The sequence below is a fragment of the Halanaerobium sehlinense genome, from assembly GCF_055379485.1.
In genome coordinates, this window is the sequence record NZ_AP042442.1 from 563,761 (window position 1) to 581,410 (window position 17,650).

At 34.2% G+C, this 17,650-nt stretch carries 16 protein-coding genes; 15 read left to right on the forward strand and 1 reads right to left on the reverse strand.

Annotation, left to right across the window (positions count from 1 at the left end; all coding sequences use genetic code 11):
• Nucleotides 1-52 precede the first annotated feature (52 nt).
• The 3 genes from ACZ446_RS02805 to hslO all read left to right on the forward strand — a co-directional run bounded on the left by ACZ446_RS02805 (nucleotide 53) and on the right by hslO (nucleotide 2,083).
• Nucleotides 53-760, forward strand: a complete 708-nt coding sequence (locus ACZ446_RS02805) for a 2-phosphosulfolactate phosphatase (RefSeq protein WP_464393627.1) — start codon at nucleotides 53-55, stop codon at nucleotides 758-760.
• Nucleotides 761-1,045, forward strand: a complete 285-nt coding sequence (locus ACZ446_RS02810) for a hypothetical protein (protein WP_464393628.1) — start codon at nucleotides 761-763, stop codon at nucleotides 1,043-1,045.
• A gap of 96 nt (nucleotides 1,046-1,141) precedes the next feature.
• Nucleotides 1,142-2,083 carry an Hsp33 family molecular chaperone HslO gene (gene hslO / locus ACZ446_RS02815; RefSeq protein WP_464393629.1) on the forward strand — a complete coding sequence of 314 codons (942 nt, stop codon included), beginning with the start codon at nucleotides 1,142-1,144 and terminating at the stop codon, nucleotides 2,081-2,083.
• A 30-nt stretch (nucleotides 2,084-2,113) separates the two neighbouring features.
• Here the strand turns inward: hslO and hflX are convergent, their stop codons facing one another.
• Nucleotides 2,114-3,400 (reverse strand): GTPase HflX, encoded by a 1,287-nt coding sequence (hflX, locus tag ACZ446_RS02820; protein WP_464393630.1) that lies wholly within the window; start codon nucleotides 3,398-3,400, stop codon nucleotides 2,114-2,116.
• Between the two features lie 712 nt (nucleotides 3,401-4,112).
• Here hflX and ACZ446_RS02825 point away from each other — a divergent pair.
• From ACZ446_RS02825 to ACZ446_RS02880, 12 genes are all read left to right on the forward strand, one after another.
• Nucleotides 4,113-4,556, forward strand: a complete 444-nt coding sequence (locus ACZ446_RS02825; RefSeq protein ID WP_464393631.1) for a GIY-YIG nuclease family protein — start codon at nucleotides 4,113-4,115, stop codon at nucleotides 4,554-4,556.
• A 52-nt stretch (nucleotides 4,557-4,608) separates the two neighbouring features.
• Complete coding sequence (pcrA, locus tag ACZ446_RS02830) at nucleotides 4,609-6,756, forward strand: DNA helicase PcrA (protein WP_464393632.1); 2,148 nt, start codon at nucleotides 4,609-4,611, stop codon at nucleotides 6,754-6,756.
• 12 nt (nucleotides 6,757-6,768) lie between these two features.
• Complete coding sequence (gene ligA / locus ACZ446_RS02835; protein WP_464393633.1) at nucleotides 6,769-8,784, forward strand: NAD-dependent DNA ligase LigA; 2,016 nt, start codon at nucleotides 6,769-6,771, stop codon at nucleotides 8,782-8,784.
• A gap of 43 nt (nucleotides 8,785-8,827) precedes the next feature.
• Entirely contained in the window at nucleotides 8,828-9,115 is a 288-nt protein-coding gene (gatC, locus tag ACZ446_RS02840) for an Asp-tRNA(Asn)/Glu-tRNA(Gln) amidotransferase subunit GatC (protein WP_464393634.1), read from the forward strand.
• Nucleotides 9,116-9,140: 25 nt separating this feature from the next.
• Nucleotides 9,141-10,583 carry an Asp-tRNA(Asn)/Glu-tRNA(Gln) amidotransferase subunit GatA gene (gene gatA / locus ACZ446_RS02845; protein WP_464393635.1) on the forward strand — a complete coding sequence of 481 codons (1,443 nt, stop codon included), beginning with the start codon at nucleotides 9,141-9,143 and terminating at the stop codon, nucleotides 10,581-10,583.
• A gap of 21 nt (nucleotides 10,584-10,604) precedes the next feature.
• A complete protein-coding gene (gene gatB / locus ACZ446_RS02850; protein WP_464393636.1) occupies nucleotides 10,605-12,050 on the forward strand; it encodes an Asp-tRNA(Asn)/Glu-tRNA(Gln) amidotransferase subunit GatB in 1,446 nt (481 codons plus the stop codon).
• 108 nt (nucleotides 12,051-12,158) lie between these two features.
• A complete protein-coding gene (locus tag ACZ446_RS02855; protein WP_464393637.1) occupies nucleotides 12,159-12,782 on the forward strand; it encodes an NUDIX hydrolase in 624 nt (207 codons plus the stop codon).
• A 91-nt stretch (nucleotides 12,783-12,873) separates the two neighbouring features.
• Entirely contained in the window at nucleotides 12,874-13,386 is a 513-nt protein-coding gene (locus ACZ446_RS02860; protein ID WP_464393638.1) for a YeeE/YedE thiosulfate transporter family protein, read from the forward strand.
• A 19-nt stretch (nucleotides 13,387-13,405) separates the two neighbouring features.
• Nucleotides 13,406-13,942, forward strand: a complete 537-nt coding sequence (locus ACZ446_RS02865) for a DUF6691 family protein (protein ID WP_464393639.1) — start codon at nucleotides 13,406-13,408, stop codon at nucleotides 13,940-13,942.
• A 1-nt stretch (nucleotide 13,943) separates the two neighbouring features.
• Nucleotides 13,944-15,737 carry an SLC13 family permease gene (locus ACZ446_RS02870; RefSeq protein ID WP_464393640.1) on the forward strand — a complete coding sequence of 598 codons (1,794 nt, stop codon included), beginning with the start codon at nucleotides 13,944-13,946 and terminating at the stop codon, nucleotides 15,735-15,737.
• Nucleotides 15,738-15,779: 42 nt separating this feature from the next.
• On the forward strand, nucleotides 15,780-17,147 hold the full coding sequence (locus ACZ446_RS02875) for an MBL fold metallo-hydrolase (RefSeq protein ID WP_464393641.1): 1,368 nt from the start codon (nucleotides 15,780-15,782) through the stop codon (nucleotides 17,145-17,147).
• 129 nt (nucleotides 17,148-17,276) lie between these two features.
• Nucleotides 17,277-17,606, forward strand: a complete 330-nt coding sequence (locus ACZ446_RS02880; protein ID WP_464393642.1) for an ArsR/SmtB family transcription factor — start codon at nucleotides 17,277-17,279, stop codon at nucleotides 17,604-17,606.
• Nucleotides 17,607-17,650: the final 44 nt, after the last annotated feature.

Genomic DNA, 17,650 nt, shown 5'->3' on the forward strand with positions numbered 1-17,650 from the left:
ATTTGTTTTGTTTTATTTAATAAAAAAACTTAGCTCGGACTAAAGTAGGAGAGTGATAAAAATTAAAATAAATAATTTAAAGCTATTAAAAGGCGCGAAAAAAGCAAAAGGTTTAACAGTAATTGTTGATGTTTTTCGTGCTTATACAACTGCAGCCTATCTTTTCAGCAGTCAGGTAGATAAAATTTTTATAGTTAGTAAAATTGAAACAGCAAAAAAGTTAAAAAGGGAATTGAATTCGCCTGTTTTAATTGGAGAAAGAAAGGGAATAAAAGTTGCAGAATTTGATTATAATAATTCTCCTTATTTTATTTCTCAAAATAGTTTTTCTGGCAAAGAAATAGTTTTAAGTACCAGTGCAGGAACTAAAGGAATAATTGCAGCTAAAAATGCTGAAGAAATTATCACTGGTAGTTTTGTCAATATCAATGCTGCAGCAGAGTACATTAAAAACAAAAAACCGGAATTAGTTTCAATTGTAGCAATGGGTAATAATGGAACTGTTGAAGCAGATGAAGATAATTTGTATATGCAGGAACTAAATAAACTTTTATCTGGTAATGAAACTTTGAACGAAGGTCAAATAAAAGAGAAACTTAGAAGTCCCGCTGGAGACAGGTTTTTTGTGGAATCAACTCAATCAGAGATGCCTAAAGAAGACTTTGAGTATTGTTTAAAAATCAATAAATTTAATTTTGTTATTAGAGCTGTAAAAATTGCAGAAGATATTTATCAATTAAAAAGGGAAGAGGTGGATTAATTGCAGAAGTTTCTAATTGCTGTAATTGTTGTTTTAATTATTCTAATTTCTGCAGCTATTACCAATCCTACAAGAGAGGAATTTATTAATTGGGGAGTGGCTGAAATAAGATCAGAAGCAGAAACTGATATTGAAAGGATTTTTGGTGGGGCGGTTGCAGCACCTATGTTGGAACTGCAAACGGAAGCAGATGATTTTGTGTTTTTTACAATTTTTGTTCTGGAGAAATCGGATGGTAAAGTTAAATATTTGGGGATTTTTAATAGTTTTTTTACTTTAAATTAAAATAATTTGACTTTAGAACTCAGTTTAATAAAATAATGTATGGGTAAATAAGGTGATTTTATTTATAAGATAATTCAAGTTGGAGGAGATTATATAATGAAAGATTATTTGATTAGAGCAATAACGACTAATAAAGAAATTAGAGCTCTTGCAGTTAAATCTACTGATATTGTTAAGGAAGCTCAGGAAAGGCATCAAACTACTCCTGTTGCAACTGCAGCTTTAGGGAGAGTAATTACAGGAGCTTTACTGACTGGTTCTTTAGTTAAATCTGGAGATGAAGTAGTTTTAAAAATAGAGGGTAGTGGACCTGCTGGTAAAATTGTTGCAGATGCAAATCAAAAAGGGGAAGTGCGCGGTTATATTGAAAATCCGAATCTGGATTTATATCAGACTGATTCTGGAAAACTCGATGTAGCAAAAGCAGTTGGGGCGGGTGAGCTCTCACTGACAAAAATCATGAGGATGAAAGAGCCCTATACTGGTAGTGTTCCTTTAGTTTCAGGTGAAATCGGAGAAGATCTAACTTATTATTTTACTGCATCAGAACAGGTACCATCTGCAGTTGGCTTAGGTGTTTTGGTTGATACTGATCTTAGTGTTAAAGCGGCTGGGGGATTTATTATTCAATTATTACCTGATGCTTCTGAAGAAACTATTCAAATGCTGGAAAAAAATTTAAAAAACATAAAGTCTGTCAGTAAATTAATTGAGTCAGGAATGACTCCCGAAGAATTATTAAAAGAACTCTTAGGGGATATGGATTATCGAATTATGGCGCGTAAAGATGTTGAATTTAAATGCAGATGCAGTAGAGAAAGAAGTTTTGAATTAATAGCAGGCTTGGGCAAAGAGGAAATCGAAGCCACTTTAGCTGAGCAGGGAGAAATAGAAGTCCGCTGCCATTTTTGTAACAATACTTATAATTTTGAAAAAGAAGAGATAGAAAATATTATTTCTGAAATAGATATAAAAGAAAATAAAATTCCAGAGGTTGATACTGAAGAAATCGTGGTAGACAAGGAAAATCAGAAATAAAAATAGTGAACAATCAGACTCCGCAGAGAATTATTTTTCTCTGCGGTATTTTTTTAATTTTGAAGCTGTTTTTTTAGGGATTAATGCTTTTAAATATATATTATTTTTTTGATATTTTTCTTCATAAACTTTTGCGGTGTTATGAATTTTTTCTACCCATCCAGCTTCAGAATAGGGAAGGTCTAGCTCCATTTCTATCATTTCATTGCTAATAATTTGATTTAGTTTATTAACTACAGCATTAATATTAATTTCTTTTAAAGCAGAAATGAAAATGGAATTAGGATAAATTATTTTTAAATCACTAATTTTTGATTTTTTTAGTAAATCAATTTTATTAAAGACTTTAATTATCTTGCAGTTTGGGGTTACAAGTTCATTTATTTCATTATTTACAACCCGAATATTTTTTTCCATTTCATCATTTGAAGCATCGATTAAATGAATTATTATATCTGCATTTTCAATTTCTTCTAAAGTAGTTCTAAAAGATGCTATTAATTGATGCGGGAGCTTGTTAATAAATCCAACCGTGTCGCTTAGAATAATATTTTGCCCTACAGGAAGTTGTAGCTGGCGCATTGTAGAGTCTAAAGTAGCAAACAATTTATCAGCAGTATAGCTATCAGAATTAGCTAATTTGTTCATTAAAGTTGATTTTCCTGCGTTTGTATAACCTACAAGTGCTGCAATTGGATCCTTCCGGCTGCTGCGTTGAACTTCACGTCTGGCTTTTATTTCCTTTAGATTTTCTTTTAGTCGATATATTTTCTTTTCAATGCGGCGGCGGTCAACCTCAAGCTTTGTTTCACCTGGTCCTCTGGTACCAATACCACCTGCTAATCTTGACATTTCTACCCCCCGGCCCTGAAGTCTAGGAAGTCGATATTCTAATTGTGCCAATTCTACCTGAATTTTACTTTCTCGGCTGTGGGCATGTTTTGCAAAAATATCTAAGATAACCTGAGCTCGATCAATAACCTTAATTTCAATTTTATTTTCCAAATTACGCTGCTGGACAGGAGAAAGTTCATTATCAAAAACAATTAAATTTGCTCCAATAGTTTCGGCAGCCTCTTTTATTTCTCTTACCTTGCCACTGCCAATATAATAAGCAGGGTCAATTTTTCTATCATGATAGGTCATTTTTAAAATGCATTCTGCACCTGCAGTTTCAATAAGCAGCTTAAGTTCTTGTAATTCTCCTTCATTTAAACCAACTAATACTGCTTTTTCCTGCATTGCTTTTATTTGATACATATCATCATTTTGATTAATCTCAAATTTATTATTAATATTATCATCTCCTAAATTCAAGTTTAAAGACTAATATTTCATTTACTTCTTAATATATATTATAACACTTTTTCCAAAAATCTAAAATTAGCAAATTATTATATATTAGTTTTTAATATATTTTTAAAATCAGTAATTGATGAATATTATTAAGTATAGATAGGATATAATAAAGTAAAAAGGAGCTAATCAACTTTAAAGACCAAATATAATGTGAAATTAAGCACTTTACTGCTTGATATATTAAAATCATCATGTTATTCTATAAACATAATATATTTTTAGTCTCAAACTTAGATGAGTGAATAATTTTTTGCGAATTCATGTTACTTTATTCACAAATTAAATGGCTTCTTTATTTAATTATAAATCTTAGTAAGAAATAAATTGTAAAAAATAGATCTCTAAGGTCAATTTAGTGATAGAGATTTATAATAAATTTGCCCAAATGCTAAAATATACTCTATGCAAAAAGATGCTCTCCCCAGAGCATCTTTTTGTCATTAAAATTATATTTTAAATTTGCTGTAATAATTATTAATAGATTTACAAAACAATAGTTTTAGTTATAATGGATTTTTAAGATTAAAATTATTGAAAGTTTTGCTGAAAAATTGATAAAAACTAATAAATGTATTATAATTGAGATGCCGGGATACCGGCATTTTTTCTGTTAAGTTTACATTAATTTAAATTCATGGCAAAAATATGGTATTTTGATGGAGTGATAGATATGAGTTCTTATCCCTATGGAGGAGTTTATATTTTAAAAATCAGATTAAAAAATCAAAAAACTATAAAAGTTGGAGCATTAGCTGAAAACGATTTTAAAGCAGGTTATTACTTTTATACCGGCACTGCTCAGCGTAATCTTGAAGCCAGGATCAAAAGACATTACAGTGCTAATAAAAATTTTCACTGGCATATAGATTATCTCTTAGATATAGCTGAACTGGAAAAAGATTTCTATTTTGAACTTCCAGCAAAAGCTGAGTGTTTTTTAGCAGAAACTTTAAAAGAAAATGGTGGAAGTAATCCTATAAAAGGTTTCGGAGCCAGTGACTGCAGCTGTGAAAGCCATTTGATATATTTTCCATTTTCTGAAGGTGGAAATATACTAGAAACTTTAATAAAAAATAAAAATTTAGAAGCAGAGTTTAATAATTTTAAGAAATAATAATTTGAATATAATAAAATATATATTTTATTAAAATTAAGGAAGTGATTAGGTGGAAGATAGTGAAATACTAAAAAATCTTAATCAGGCTCAAAAAAAGGCTGTAAAACATTATCAGGGGCCGGAACTAGTTCTTGCAGGTGCTGGCAGTGGGAAAACAAGAGTTTTGACCAGAAGGATTGGCTATTTGATTAATCATTATGGAGTGTCTCCTTATAATATTTTAGCTGTTACTTTTACCAATAAAGCAGCAAATGAAATGAAAGAAAGGGTCAAAGATATGGTTGGAGGAGTAAAAAGCAGCCTCTGGGTCAGCACTTTTCATTCTTTTTGTGTACGAATTCTGCGGCGAGAAGCAGAAAAACTGGGCTATAATAAAAATTTTGTTATTTTTGATAGTCTTGATCAGCGCAAACTTGTTAAAGAGGTTTTAAAGTCAAAAAATTTAGATCCTAAAAAAACAAAACCACGCTCAGTTTTAAATAAAATTTCAAGTGCCAAAAACGAATTGAAAACTCCTGCCGAAATGCGGGCTGTTTCTGGCAGCTTTTTTGATCAGACAGCTGCTGATATTTATGAGGAATATCAAAAAAGGCTTAAAAAAAATAATGCTATGGACTTTGATGATTTAATTCAGCAGACAGTAAGACTTTTTGAAGAATTTCCGCTAGTTTTAGAGCATTATCAGGAGCGATTTAAGTATATTCTGGTAGATGAGTATCAGGATGTTAATCATGCTCAGTACCAGTTGGTTAATCTGCTGGCAGAGCGCTATCGTAATATTTGTGTTGTCGGTGATCCTGATCAGGGAATTTATGGTTTTAGAGGAGCAGATATTAGAAATATCTTAAATTTTGAAGATGATTATCCTGATGTTAAAACTATTCGTTTGGAACAGAATTACCGCTCCAAGGGAAACATTTTAAAAGCTGCTCAGGCAGTGATTAAGAATAATTCTTCCCGGAAAGAGAAAGAACTCTGGACAGATCAGGGTGAGGGAGCTAAACTGGAACTATATGAAGCAAAAAATGAAAAAGAAGAAGCAGACTTTGTTTGTCGAACAGCTAAAGAATTGACTAAAAAAGAAGAGCTGACTTTTGATGACCTAGCAGTTTTATATAGAACTAACTCACAATCAAGGGCATTTGAGGATATGCTGATGAAATACGGAATTCCTTATCAGATTGTTGGAGGAGTTCGATTTTATGAGCGGATGGAAATTAAAGATATTATGGCTTATCTGCGTCTTATATATAATCCAGCTGATGATATTAGCCTTTTGAGAATTATTAACCGCCCGAAAAGAGGAATTGGTGCTGGAACTTTAGGGAAAATTCAGGATTATGCTGAAACAGAAGGGCTTAACTTATATCAGGCTGCTTTAAAGTCTAAAGAAAATCCTGCTTTAAGTGGTACTTATGCTAAAAGAGTGCTTCATTTTACAGAAATCATTGAAGAGTTGAGAGCTGAACAAGAAGAGATTGCACTGGCCAGATTGACTGAAAAACTTTTGGATAAAAGTGGTTATCGTCATAATCTTGAAGAAGAAAAAACAGCTGAGGCAGAAAGTAGGCTGGAAAATATAGAAGAATTATTTTCTGTTATCAATGAGTATATGAAAAACAGTGATAATAATACTCTGGCTGGATTTTTAGAAGAAGTTACGCTAATGTCAGATATTGATTCTATGGAAGAGGATCAGAGCTCACTTACTTTGATGACTATTCATTCAGCTAAGGGCTTAGAATTTCCTGTAGTGTTTTTAGTGGGGATGGAAGAGGGAATTTTTCCTCATTCTAATTCAATGTTTGAACAAAAAGGTATGGAAGAAGAAAGACGTCTCTGCTATGTTGGAATGACAAGGGCTGAAGAGAGATTATACTTAAGCAGAGCTCAGGTCAGGCTTCGTTTTGGAGAAAGAAATATTAACCCTCCTTCTCAATTTATAGAAGAGATTCCTTCTGAATTGCTCTCAGGAGCAGCTGATACCCGTTCTGATATGGCAAAAGAGGAAGAGCTGATTCATAGCGACAATTCTGGTACAGATTATGCTATTGGTCAGAAAATTGTACATCCTCGCTGGGGAATTGGTACTATATTATCAATAAGAGGCGATAAAAATCCAGAATTAAAGATTGCCTTTGAACAGGGTAAAACTAGAAATTTACTGGCAGAGTTTGCTCCAATACAGAAAGTTTAGGTAGGTGTTAAGATGTCAAAATTAACAAAAGATAAGGCCGAAAAGAAAATAAAGGCTTTAAGAGAAAAAATTAGAGAACATGAATATAAGTATTTTGTATTAGATGATCCTTCAATTTCTGATGCTGAGTTTGATCAATTAATGCAGAAATTAATTAAATTAGAAAATGAATTTCCAGATCTAGTAAAAGAAGATTCTCCTACTCAGAGAGTGGGCGGAGAAGTCTTAGATGAATTTGAAAAAGTTGAACATTCTTCAACAATGCTCAGTCTGGATAATGCATTTGGTACAAATGATTTAAAAGATTTTGATCAGCGTATTCAAAAAAACATTGAAGATGAAGACTATCAGTATGTTGTTGAACACAAAATTGATGGTCTTTCAGCAGTAATGCGCTATAATAGCGGCAGTTTTGAACTTGGTGCTACTCGTGGTAACGGAGAGATTGGTGAAAATATTACTCAAAATATGAAAACTATACGCTCTCTGCCTTTAAAAATTGATGAAAAAGCGGAGTTAGAATTGAGAGGAGAAATTTATTTAGCTAAAAGTGAATTTAAGCGGTTAAATAAAGAAAGACTCCAAAATGATGAATCTCCATTTGCTAATCCTCGTAATGCTGCTGCTGGATCAGTTAGACAGCTGGACAGTAAGATTGCTGCGGAGAGAAGTTTGTCAATTTTAATTTATGATTTAATTTCTCACTCAGAAAGAGAATTTGAAACTCACCTAGAGGTTTTTTCTTATTTAAAAGAGTTGGGTTTTAAAGTTAACTGGCATCAATCTGCTGCTGATATAGAAGCTGTAATTGAAATTTGTGAGCGATGGCAGGATGAAAGAGAAAACTTAGATTTTGAAATTGATGGTTTGGTAATAAAGATAAATGATTTATCTTTAAGAGAAAAGCTAGGCTCAACAGCTAGATCACCTCGTTGGGCGATTGCTTATAAGTTTCCAGCCCAGCAAAAGACAACTAAAATTAAAAATATAGAAATTTCGCTGGGGCGTACAGGAGCTTTAACACCAACTGCTATTTTAGAACCAGTGGAACTTGCTGGATCAACTGTAAGCAGAGCAACTCTGCATAATGAAGATGAAATTAAAAGAAAAGATATTAGGATAGGAGATACAGCTCTGGTTCAAAAAGCAGGAGATGTAATTCCAGAAGTTGTTAAAATAATAAAGGAAGATCGAGATGGAAGTGAAAAGGAATTTGAAATGCCAAAACAATGTCCTGTTTGTGGTGGAGAAGTGATCAGACCTGAAGGTGAGGCTGTAACCCGGTGTACCAATATTAGCTGTCCTGCTCAGAGGAAAGAGAGCATACTGCATTTTGTTTCTCGAGATGCAATGAATATTGAGGGAGTAGGACCTGCTTTGATTGAACAGCTGCTTAATAATAATTTGATTGAAGATTATGCTGACTTATATTTTCTTAAAAAATCACATCTTAAAGACTTAGAAAGGATGGGCGAGAAATCTTCAAAAAATGTTATTGAAGCAATCGAGAGCAGTAAGGATCGTGAGTTTTTTAGGGTTCTTTATGCTTTAGGTATTAGACATGTTGGAATTGGAGCAGCCAGGATATTAGCTAAAAACTTTGATTCAATAGAAGAAATAAAATTAGCTTCTGTTTCAGAGCTGGAAGCAATTGATGAAATTGGCCCAGTAATTGCAGAGAGCATTGTCGGCTTTTTTAAGGAGAGACATAATAGAGATCTCTTAAGCCGCCTTAAACAGGCTGGTATTAGATTAGAAAAAAAGGTTGACCAGGAAGCTGAAAAATTTTTGGATGGTTTAAAGTTTGTTTTTACAGGTTCCTTGAATAATTATACACGTTCTGAAGTTAAAGATTTGGTAGAAAAGGCCGGTGGAAGAGCAGTATCTTCAGTTAGTTCAAAAACAGATTACCTGGTTATTGGTGATAATCCAGGATCTAAATTTGATAAGGCTCAGGAACTAGGTGTAGAAATTTTAAGTGAAGCTGATTTTAAAGAAATAGTTGATAGAAAGTCAATTTCTGAATAAAATTAATCATCATTATTATTCTAAAAGTGAGGAGGAAAATTAAATGATTGATAAAAAAGATGTAGAATATGCAGCAGGTTTAGCTCAACTTAAACTTGATGAAGAAGAAAAGGAAAAATATACTGAACAGATTGGAGAAATTCTTGATTATGTTGATAAGCTGAGTGAATTGGATACAGATGATGTTGTACCAACAGCCTATACTGTGCCCATGAAAAATGTACTGCGTAAAGACGAGGTTAAAGAGTCTCTACCTCGCGAAAAATCACTTGCCAATGCACCAGATGAAAAAGATGGACAGTTTAGAGCTCCAAAAATCATGTCAGATTAAGCAGCTAAGGAGGTAAGATAATAAAATGAATATTTATGATTTAACAATTCACGAACTAAAAGATAAAATTGCTGCTGGAGAACTAACTCCTGCAGAAATTAAGAAAGCTTATTCAGATAGAATAAATGATGTAGAAGATAGAGTTAAGTCTTATATTACAGTAACAGATGAGCTAGCAGATCAGGGACTAGCAGATTATGAAAATAACAAAGATGGTCTTTTAGCTGGAATTCCAATTGCAGTTAAAGATAATATGTCAACAGATGGAATAAAAACCAGCTGTGCTTCAAAAATGCTTGAAAACTATAAGCCACCATATGATGCAACAGTTGTGGAAAAATTAAATGAAGCTGGAGCAGTTATTATGGGTAAAACCAATATGGATGAGTTTGCTATGGGTTCTTCAACCGAAAACTCTGCCTTTTTTAACACCCATAATCCCTGGGATTTAGATCGAGCTCCGGGTGGATCCAGTGGAGGTTCAGCTGCAGCAGTTGCAGCAGGAGAATGTGCAGCTGCTCTAGGATCCGATACAGGTGGTTCAATTAGACAGCCTGCATCATATTGTGGAGTTGTTGGTTTAAAACCTACCTATGGTATGGTTTCCCGTTATGGACTTGTAGCATTTGCTTCTTCTTTAGATCAGATTGGACCAATCACTAAAGATGTTGAAGATAGTGCAATTTTGATGAATGTAATTGCCGGTCATGATCCAAAAGATTCAACTTCTATTGCAGGTAAAAAAGAAGATTATACTTCATATCTTAAAGAAGATGTCAGTGGTATGAAAATTGGTATTCCTGAAGAATACTTCAATTTAGATTTTGATCAGGAAGTAAAAGATAGTGTAATGGCCGCTGTTGAAAAATTAAAAGAAGCAGGTGCAGAAGTAGAAACGGTACATATGACAGATGCTTCTTATGCTCTTGCAGCTTATTATGTAATTGCACCAGCTGAGGCAAGCTCTAACCTGGCCCGGTACGATGGAGTTCGCTATGGTTTGCGCAGCGAACATGCTTCTGATGTAAGTGAAATGTTTACAAATACTCGTCACGAAGGCTTTGGGGATGAGGTAAAGAGAAGAATTATGATTGGTACTTATGCTTTAAGTTCAGGTTACTATGACGCTTATTATCTTAAAGCACAAAAAGTTAGAACTTTGATCAAAGACGATTTTGATCGAATATTTAATGATTTTGATCTAATCATTACTCCAACTGCTCCAACTACAGCAATGGAGTTGAATTCGAATAAAGATCCACTAGAAATGTATTATTCCGATATTTTTACAGTACCAATTAATATAGCTGGTGTGCCTGCAATGTCAGTTCCTTGTGGTTTTGATAGCAGTGATATGCCAATAGGTCTGCAGTTAATTGGACCTCACTTTGGTGAAGGAAAAATTATTCAGGCAGCTTATACTTTAGAAAAAATATTAAATATTAAAGATAAAAGAGCAGAACTATAAATATTTGAGAGAGGTGAAAAAATGTCCACTAAATATGAAACAGTTATTGGACTTGAAGTCCATGTGCAGTTAAGTACAGATTCTAAGATTTTTTGCGGCTGCAGCACTGAATTTGGAAAAGAGCCAAACGAAAATACATGTCCGGTCTGCCTTGGTTTGCCAGGTACTTTGCCGGTTTTAAATAAAAAAGTAGTAGACTATGCGATTATGGCAGGACTTGCCTTAAACTGTGATATCGCTGAATATTCTAAGTTTGACCGAAAAAACTATTTCTATCCTGATTTACCTAAAGCCTATCAGATTTCGCAGTTTGATCTGCCTGTTGCAGAAAACGGAAAGATTGAAATTGAAACTGATGAGGGTATCTTCAACATTGGAGTTACCAGAGTTCACTTAGAGGAAGATGCAGGTAAATTAATCCATGAGGGAAGTATTGATAAATCCAAAGGGAGTCTGGTAGATTATAATCGTACCGGAGTTCCCCTTATTGAAATTGTTAGTGAACCTGATATGAGAACACCAGCTCAGGCAAAGGCTTATTTAACTGAGTTAAAAATGATTATGGAATATCTTGATATTTCTGACTGTAATATGGAAGAAGGTTCACTGCGCTGTGATGCCAATGTTTCTTTACGTCCTGTTGGTCAGGAAGAATTTGGTACCAAAGCTGAGCTGAAAAATATGAACTCCTTTAGTGCAGTTGAAAAAGGTCTGGAATATGAAGTTGAAAGACAGCGCGAAATTCTAGAAGAGGGTGGAGAAGTTGTTCAAGAAACCAGAACCTGGGATGAATCTTTAAATAAGACAATCTCCATGCGTGGTAAGGAAGAAGCACACGATTACCGCTATTTCCCTGAACCTGATTTAGTTCCTTTAGAAATTGATGAAGCCTGGAAGGAAGAAATGCGTAAAGAAATTCCAGAGCTGCCGCGAGAAAAGTATAAGCGTTTTGTTTCTGAACTTGGTCTGCCTGAGTATGATGCAGGCGTACTGACAGGAGACAGAGATATGGCAGTTTTCTTTGAAGAAGTTCTCAAAGACTATGATGACCCTAAAAACTTGAGCAACTGGATGATGGGTGAGTTTTTGAGATTATTAAATGAAAATAATCATTCACCATTTGAATCTGGTGTAACACCAATTAATCTGGCTAAAATGCTGAAGCTGATTGATGAGGATATTATAAGTGGTAAAATTGCCAAAGAAGTCTTTGAAAAAATGTATAACAGCGGCAGTGATCCAGAAACTATCGTAGAAGAAGAGGGTCTAAAACAGATTAGTGATGAAGATGAATTAGAAAATATTGTTGATGGAATTATTGAAGCTAATCCAGATGCAGTAGAAGATGTTCAGAATGGAAAAGATCGAGCAATTGGATTTTTAGTAGGTCAGGTAATGAAGGAAACTAGAGGTAAGGCCAATCCTGGTCTGGTAAACCAGATGCTCAGAGATAAATTAATGGATTAATTGGAAGTTAATTTAATAGATTATAAATAAGTTATCAACTGGTCTCCGGAAAACAGCATTTTCGGAGGCCAGTAAAAATTATCAGCTACAAAATCATTATTCTTGAGGGTGATTTTTTTGAAAATTGAGAATATAAAAGCAAGAATTCAAAATAGAATACCCGGGCCAACTAGAATCCAGCATTATTTTTCAGTTTTAATTCCTTTAATTGAGATAGAGGGAAAGATCCATTTGATTTATGAGCTGCGCTCTCAGAATTTAAATACTCAGCCAGGAGAAGTATCTTTTCCAGGAGGTAGAATTGAAAGGGGAGAGGAATTTTCTCAGGCTGCTGTTAGAGAATGTAGTGAAGAGCTTTTGATTCCAGAAGCAAAAATTGAGATTTTAGGAGAAACAGATTATTTGATCACACCATTTAATTTTATAATTTATGCCTTTGTGGGAAAAATTAATGTAAATTCAATTGAAGAAATTAAGGTTAACAATTATGAAGTAGAAGAAATTTTTACCGTTCCTTTAGAATTTTTTCTGAATCATCAGGTTGAAAAATATGCGGCAGTTTTAAAGAGTGAGTTTGATCAGGATTTTCCCTATCATCTTTTACCACAGGGAGAAAAATATAATCCGCGTCAGGGAGATTATCAAATTTATTTTTACCGCTATCAGGGGCGGGTTATCTGGGGTATAACAGCAGAAATAACAAAATCTTTTATCGATATTTTAAAACATTAGATCATACTGCAGGAATTAAGCAGCCTGTCTGGAATATGTTATAAACAATCAAAATTGATTATAAGTAGCTGGAAAAAGGAGTTGTTTATTTATGAAGCAGTTTATTTTTGCAGACAGCTGGTCACCTTATCTTGTTGGTTCCTTGATCGGAATCTTAAGCTGGTTTTCTTTTATAATCTCAAAAAAAGCTCTCGGTACATCTACCACTTTTGCCAGAGGTTCTGCTAAATTGGGCGCCCTATTTCTGGGGGAAAAAGTCTATAATTGGAAATATTATCAAAAGTATAAACCTGAACTTGAATGGCAGTCGATGTTGGTAATTGGTATTGTAATTGGAAGTTTTATTTCTTCAGTTCTGTCTGGAGAGTTTAGTCTAAGATTTATCCCATTAACGGAGTTTAAATCAATTTTAAATCAGGATATTATGGGGAGGATATTTTCAGCCTTTGCTGGTGGAATTTTACTGGGGTTTGGAGCTCGGCTGGCAGGTGGCTGTACAAGTGGACATGGAATAAGTGGAACTTTTCAGTTAAGTATTGCCAGTTGGATAAGTTTGATTGGTTTTTTTGTTGGTGGAGCTATTACTGCTTTTTTAATTCTCTAAGTGAGGCAGGTGTATATATATGGAAAGTAAAGCCAGGTTAATTAAGGGTCTTATTACTGGAATTATTTTTGGGTTTCTGCTTCAGCGTGGTGGAGTGACAGATTATAATGTCCTTGTTGGTCAGCTGCTTTTAGAGGATTTTACAGTGGCCAAGATAATTTTAACTGCTATAGTTGTTGGAATGCTTGGGGTTCATTTTTTAAGTGATAGAGAACTTATTAAACTTAATCCTAAATCTGGATCTCTAAGGAGAACTATTTCAGGATCACTTATTTTTGGGGCAGGCTTTGCTCTGCTTGGTTATTGTCCTGGAACTATTGCTGGAGCGATTGGACAGGGAAGTATTGATGCTCTTATTTTCGGTCTTTCGGGGATTTTTACTGGTTCATTTATCTTTGCAGCCTTTTATGAGAAATATAGTGATTCAATAGAAAAGGGTCAATTTAAAGTTAAGACTTTGCCGGAGTTATTTAAGATCAATCACTGGAAAATTATTATTCCATTATCAGCTTTAATAGTATTATTTTTGGTCTGGCTGGAAGCTGTGGGTTTTTAAAATGAATTTTGAAATAGCCTTAACCCTGATAATTTTAATCAGCACAATTATTTTATTTATAACAGAGTTTTTTCGGGTAGACATTACTGCTATACTGGTAATGTTAACTCTCGCCTGGACAGGAATTCTCAGTCCAGTTGAAGCATTTTCTGGTCTTTCCAGTAACGCTGTTATAGCTGTAATTGCAATTATGATTATAGGTTATGGTCTGGACCAGTCTGGATTTATGCAGAAACTGAGCAGGCCTCTGCTTTCAGCTGCAGGTAAAAAAGAAAAAAGGTTTATGGTTATTCTATCATTTGCTGCCGGAGCAGTCTCAGCATTAATGCAGAATATTGGTGTAATTGCTTTATTTCTGCCACTTGTCAGAAAAATGACTAAAAAGCTTAATTTATCTTTACGGAAAGTTTTAATGCCAGTTGGTTTTGCAGTTATACTTGGTGGTAATTTGACTATGGTTGGAGCAGGCAATTTAATTATTCTGAATGATCTTCTGCTTCAGCAAAATGCAGAAGCATTTAATCTCTTTGCAGTATTTCCAATTGGACTGGCAGTTTTGATATTTGGAATAAGTTATTTTTATCTTTTTGGTAACCACCTGCTGCCAGAAGCTGAAGAACAGGAAGAGAGTTTTTTGAAAAAACAGCAGCGCTTAATTGATGACTGGGAGCTTGCAACTAAGGTTCATAATTATATAATCCCGCAAAGTTCTGAGCTGGTAAATATAAATTTAGAAGAATCTGGACTCTGGTCAGATTATAATCTTTATCTTCTTGCTTTAATAGAAGATGATGATATCTTATATGCTCCCTGGCGTTTCAGTAGATTTGCTGCTGATCAGGAAATGATTATCATGGGAGAAGAATCTGATCTCAGTGATTTTGCTGAAGATTATGATTTAATTCCAGAAGAAGAGTGTGATCACTGTTTAAAACACAGTGAATTAGAGAATACAGCTTTTGCAGAACTAATGATCCCACCTCGTTCAAAACTTGTGGGGAAATCTATTAGAGAAGTTGAAATTCGAAAAAACTATTTTGTTAATCCTATATACTTAATTAGAGGAGAAAAGGAAATTGGAAAAGACTTTTCTGATACTATTCTAAAAGCTGGTGATACTCTGGTTGTTTATGGACTTAATCAGAATATTAGAAATTTAAAAACTGAGGAGGAACTTATACTCTTAACTTCACTGCCAGGGGAAGAGTCTGAAGCTAATAAGCCATTTTTGGCGATTGGGTCATTTTTATTATCTATTCTGCTGATAATTTTAGGATTTAATATAGGTTTATCTTTTTTTACTGGAGCAGTTTTTATAATTTTAGCGGGGATTGTAAAGCCCGCTCAAATTTATCAGGCTGTGGACTGGAAAACAGTTTTTTTACTAACAGGTTTAATTCCACTAGGGATCGCTATGGAAAAGACAGGTGCTGCTAATTATTTAGCTAACTTAATGATTATGCCGCTTCAGAATGGGCCCATTTTCTTTATAATTTTAGCTGTAGCTTTGCTGGCCAGTATTTTTACATTATTTATGTCAAATGTTGCTGCTACTGTTGTGCTGGTCCCACTGGTAATGATAATTGGCAGGCAGGTAGGGGTTGATCCTAGGGGGCTTGCTCTGCTGGCAGCAGTTTCAGCTTCTAATTCATTTATCCTGCCTACCCATCAGGTAAATGCATTCTTTATGTCAGCTGGTAATTATAGGAGCAGTGATTATTTAAAGGCAGGAGCCTTTTTATCATTGGGCTATATAATTATTGTGAGTATGATGATTTATTTATTCTATTTATAAAGACTAATTTGGAATATAAAACCTAAAATGGAGTGATTATTTATGTTATTTGAGAAGATAAAATCACCTGGTCTTGCTCATATTTCTTATTTAATTGGCGATGGCGGTGAAGCTGTGGTAATTGATCCCAGAAGAGATATTGATATTTATTTAGAAAAAGCCGTGGAAAAGGGTTATAAGATTACTAAGATTTTTGAGACCCACCGCAATGAAGATTATATAATTGGTTCAAATGAATTAAAGCATAAAACTGGAGCTCAAATCTGGCATGCAGATCAGAAACTTGATTATCAGTATGGAAAAGCTGTTCAGGATGGCCAGGAATTTGAAGTTGGTAGTTTAAAGCTTGAGGCAATGCATACTCCCGGACATACCCCTGGCTCAATGTCCTATGTTCTTTATGGTTATGAAGGAGAACCCTGGATGGTATTTACAGGAGATGCACTATTTGCTGGTGATGTTGGCAGAATTGATTTTCTGGGGAAAGAGAATTTAGATAAGACAGGAAGCTGGTTATATGATTCTATTTTCAATAAGATTCTGCCCCTGGGAGATGAGGTTATTCTCTGTCCAGCACATGGTGCCGGTTCAGTATGTGCTTCAGCTATTGCCGAAAGAGAATTGACAACACTTGGTATAGAAAGAAAGCTGAACCCTAAACTGCAGGTGGAAAATAAGAAAGAATTTATTGATCTGGTTGGTGAAATGCTGGAATATCCACCTTATTTTAAAAATATGGAAGAATCAAATTTATCAGAGCAGGAACTTTTAGCCAATTATCAGCAGCCAGCTGCCCTTTCAGCTTCTGAATTTGCCGAAGCAATGAAAGACGATAACACTTATATTATCGATGTGAGAAAAGAAGTGAGCTATGCAGCCGCTCATCTACCCGGTTCAATTTCTATTCCACTGCAGAATCTTCCCAGTTTTGTAGGCTGGTTTATTCCGGTTGGTGCTAAAATTCTGCTGGTAACTGAAGGGGAGTATCCAAAGGAAGCAGTCAGGCACTTATACAGGACTGGCTATGATAATATTCTTGGTTTTTTAGGTGGTGGAATTATTAAATGGCATATGGCAGGCAGAAAAAGCGAATCAGTTAATACAGTTACTGTTGATAAGCTCTGTTCCCTCTTAGATAATGATTCTGATGACTGGTTTATACTGGATATCCGCTCAGAAGATGAACTAGAAGAAGAGGGGGAAATAAAAAATGCAGAGCATATTCATTTGACCCAGCTTCCTGATCATTATACTCAGCTGCCTAAAGATAAACCGATATATATATTTTGCGGAAGTGGTTTGCGGTCAATGACAGCAGCTAGTTTATTAAAAAATGCAGGTTTCAATAATCAGTGGGTTGTCTTAGGAGGCTTAACTGCCTGGAACTCAACCAGCTGCCCAATAATTTAGATATAAAAGCTAAATACCATAATAGTATTAAAGAACTTTGTTAAAAAATTATCTAAACAGCTTGACATTTTATTCACTATATCGTATTATTTAGATAAAGCAATACATTTTAAGATTGGAGGTAACAAAATGCCTTTTTTCACAGGTGAAGAAGGAAAAGAAGTTTTAGAAGAACACAGTGATATTTTAGAAGAAGAAGCAGAGTTATTAAAAGCACTTGCTCATCCAGTAAGATTAATAATTGTTAAAGGATTAATGGCTGAGGAGGGCTGTAATGTATCGGAAATGCAGCAGTGTTTAAATATTCCTCAGTCAACACTATCACAGCATCTGGCTAAATTAAGAGAAGCTGATATTTTAAATAGTGAAAGAAATGGTCTGGAAAGAAATTATTATGTTGTTAATCAAAAAGTTATGGATATAATAAGTGTACTTGATGATTTTAAAGTAATTAAATAATTTCAACTTGTTTTTATAAAAATTTATTAAGAATGAAAATAATT

Coding starts and splice junctions, on each gene's coding strand:
- hslO (WP_464393629.1), top strand. CDS start 1,142: ATGAAAGATTATTTGATTAGAGCAATAACGACTAATAAAGAAATTAGA.
- ACZ446_RS02825 (WP_464393631.1), top strand. CDS start 4,113: ATGAGTTCTTATCCCTATGGAGGAGTTTATATTTTAAAAATCAGATTA.
- ligA (WP_464393633.1), top strand. CDS start 6,769: ATGTCAAAATTAACAAAAGATAAGGCCGAAAAGAAAATAAAGGCTTTA.
- gatC (WP_464393634.1), top strand. CDS start 8,828: ATGATTGATAAAAAAGATGTAGAATATGCAGCAGGTTTAGCTCAACTT.
- gatA (WP_464393635.1), top strand. CDS start 9,141: ATGAATATTTATGATTTAACAATTCACGAACTAAAAGATAAAATTGCT.
- gatB (WP_464393636.1), top strand. CDS start 10,605: ATGTCCACTAAATATGAAACAGTTATTGGACTTGAAGTCCATGTGCAG.
- ACZ446_RS02860 (WP_464393638.1), top strand. CDS start 12,874: ATGAAGCAGTTTATTTTTGCAGACAGCTGGTCACCTTATCTTGTTGGT.
- ACZ446_RS02865 (WP_464393639.1), top strand. CDS start 13,406: ATGGAAAGTAAAGCCAGGTTAATTAAGGGTCTTATTACTGGAATTATT.
- ACZ446_RS02870 (WP_464393640.1), top strand. CDS start 13,944: ATGAATTTTGAAATAGCCTTAACCCTGATAATTTTAATCAGCACAATT.
- ACZ446_RS02875 (WP_464393641.1), top strand. CDS start 15,780: ATGTTATTTGAGAAGATAAAATCACCTGGTCTTGCTCATATTTCTTAT.
- ACZ446_RS02880 (WP_464393642.1), top strand. CDS start 17,277: ATGCCTTTTTTCACAGGTGAAGAAGGAAAAGAAGTTTTAGAAGAACAC.